We start from the raw sequence: 2377 nt of genomic DNA, 5'->3' as shown, positions 1-2377 counted from the left end.
CGCTTTAAGTGGGATTCGTAAACGTGTGCCGAACTCGCTTCGCTCAAACATGGCACACGTTCACTCACCCTTAAGCGGGCGTTATATCATCAGAGAAAATATTTGGATTATGGACACGACTAGCAAAAGTACAAAATACAACCAAATCAAGTGGCTATATTCAGCTCTAAGTGGTTTATGCGCCGCCTACTTTCTAGCATTGTTCAGTGCTGGTCAGGCGTTAAGCGATTCTATTTCCTTGCAAATAGCCACAATACTATTTGCTATGTGCTTGCCCGTTTTCACCACTTTCTCTATAGCCCACATATACATGATTGAGGCAAATCTATCTACCGAAGTGGCTGATAAAGCACTAAATGCAGATTGGGTTGGCAGAGTCACTATTGGCGCATTTATATGCTTGTTGTTAGCTTTTTGCTTCCTCATTGCACATTTTTCTATAGTGGCATTAATTGGCTTTGTTCTAGTAACGACAATCTGCTTTGTATGTTTCGCAGAATTCACTAATAGGCTGTGAAAGCGAACTGATATAACAAGTCGCTTAACAGGGACTCCTAACGCATGGCCACTTTCATACCAATCAGCTATAGCGTTTAGGGCACAAATTTTAGGCTGGGTGGTATAGCGTTATCGCCCGTTAGCAAGGCGTTATATGAATTGCAGCCCATCAACATCAATGACGATATGGTATAGTGCTCTCTAATTCAGTTAATTTAACAAGTATCCGAAATGAAATGGGAACAACTGCTTAATCAACTAAAATCTAAAGTACCTGCTGGGGCGATTACTACTTACGGTGAATTATCAGACTACCTTCTTGGGCACAGAATGGGTGGTCAATCCATTCGTGCGATGCTTGAAGCTGCAGTTAATGCTGACTATTCAAATTCACGATTCACTAACCGTGTAATTTATACCGATGGCCGAGTAGCTAATGTCCATGGTCAATCGTATCAACTAGAAGCTGAGGGTTTCACGATCATAGAAAATCGCATAGATCTATCCAAAGTCAACATAGTCACATTCAGTTAGAATTCATATAACAAGTTGTTTAACAGGGACAAAAAACGCATGCCATTTTCCGCTTCGCTTCAAAGTATGGCACACTGGTTTTTTGCCCGTTAACAAGGCGTTAGAAAAATATTCAAATAAAGGAGGTTCGTATGATCAAGGACGTTGGTAATACTAAAATTAAGAGTAAACATATTGCAAGGTGCCATTGTGGCTCTGTCGAGTTAGAATTACATTTACCAAATGGAATTGAAAAACCTCGGCGTTGTGATTGCTCTATTTGTCGTCGAAAAGGCGCTATTGTAGCTTCAGTAAAACTTGATGGTATTCGTATTTTGAAAGGGAAAGAACATCTTAAACTCTATCAATTTAACACCAATACAGCTAAGCATTATTTTTGTTCAAACTGCGGTATTTATACACATCACCAAAGGCGTTCAGCTCCAGATGAGTATGGTTACAACGTAGGCTGTTTAGACGGTGTTAACCCTTTTGATTTGGGTGATGTAGTTACTAATGATGGTGTTAATCACCCTGCCGATAGGTAGTTTTCTAACAAACGCTTTAAGACAGACTCCCAACGCTCGGCGATTTTGGTTTGGCTTAGCTTCAGTGTTTTCAGCGGTCAATTTGAGTTAATCTGTTTGCGTTGCTCGCTACTTAAGCAGGCGTTAGTTTACCAATCAAGATCATCACCCTAGTTTTTATTTTGGGTGATGTCTTTGCTACAAGTGGTTTTGTGGGAGTTGTGATTGACCAAGTACGGCCACAACTAAAATAAAACCGTCTTCTTTTGTAAAGTAAGCTGTGTGTTTTCCTACCGGAAAATAGAAACCGCTTGGATAAATCTCATCGCAACTGCGGCCTACGGCTGGATTGTCGGCAAGCATTTGAAACCCAGTTAGCAATGTATCTTTATAGTTGTTCCACTGCATTTCAGAAAAGTTGTCGACGGTATAGCTTTTAATTTTTCGTAAATGAGCTTGAGCCAATTTACTTAGTTTGTATTTATTCTTTTGCATAGTGGGTTACAAGGCGCTTAGGAAATCTTCACCATCAACTACATTGCCATGTGCTAAGTCTTGTTTAGCCGACTCGAAACAATGTTTAAGGTAATCAGTTTTCATTGCCTCTAGTTCTTCATAGTCTTTGATAGACATTACCACTACGGCATCTTTACTGTTTTTGCTAATCTTTACTGGCTCACGTTGGGCGCTTAGAAGCAGTTCACCAAAGTTACGCTTTGCATCATTTGCTGTTAGTGTGTGCATACTCAATCTCCATATTTGGAATTACAGTAAGATTATAGCTCATCGCACAAAATGTTCAATATAATCAAATCGTGCGATTTGTGCGAAAGGTAAAC

Annotated in this window: 5 protein-coding genes; 3 read left to right on the top strand and 2 right to left on the bottom strand. The window is 39.9% G+C overall.

The features are described from left to right. The 3 genes from UA76_RS24235 to UA76_RS01245 form a co-directional block, all read left to right on the top strand. A partial coding sequence (locus UA76_RS24235; protein ID WP_238322127.1) for a hypothetical protein occupies positions 1 to 517 on the top strand: 517 nt, incomplete at its 5' end. Between the two features lie 212 nt (positions 518 to 729). Continuing rightward, complete coding sequence (locus UA76_RS01250) at positions 730 to 1032, top strand: MGMT family protein (RefSeq protein ID WP_047042320.1); 303 nt, start codon at positions 730 to 732, stop codon at positions 1030 to 1032. Between the two features lie 134 nt (positions 1033 to 1166). Further along, a complete protein-coding gene (locus UA76_RS01245) occupies positions 1167 to 1559 on the top strand; it encodes a GFA family protein (RefSeq protein WP_202906892.1) in 393 nt (130 codons plus the stop codon). A gap of 177 nt (positions 1560 to 1736) precedes the next feature. Here UA76_RS01245 and UA76_RS01240 read toward each other — a convergent pair whose 3' ends face one another. Together UA76_RS01240 and UA76_RS01235 are read right to left on the bottom strand one after the other, a co-directional pair. After that, positions 1737 to 2033 (bottom strand): type II toxin-antitoxin system RelE/ParE family toxin, encoded by a 297-nt coding sequence (locus UA76_RS01240; protein ID WP_047042316.1) that lies wholly within the window; start codon positions 2031 to 2033, stop codon positions 1737 to 1739. A gap of 6 nt (positions 2034 to 2039) precedes the next feature. Continuing rightward, on the bottom strand, positions 2040 to 2282 hold the full coding sequence (locus UA76_RS01235) for a type II toxin-antitoxin system Phd/YefM family antitoxin (RefSeq protein ID WP_047042314.1): 243 nt from the start codon (positions 2280 to 2282) through the stop codon (positions 2040 to 2042). Positions 2283 to 2377 lie beyond the last annotated feature (95 nt).

The sequence above is a fragment of the Vibrio mexicanus genome (genome assembly GCF_001012815.1).
Classification (GTDB): Bacteria; Pseudomonadota; Gammaproteobacteria; order Enterobacterales; family Vibrionaceae; genus Vibrio; species Vibrio mexicanus.
Note: the sequence above shows the minus strand (reverse complement) of the source record. Positions and strands in the feature narration are given on the sequence as shown.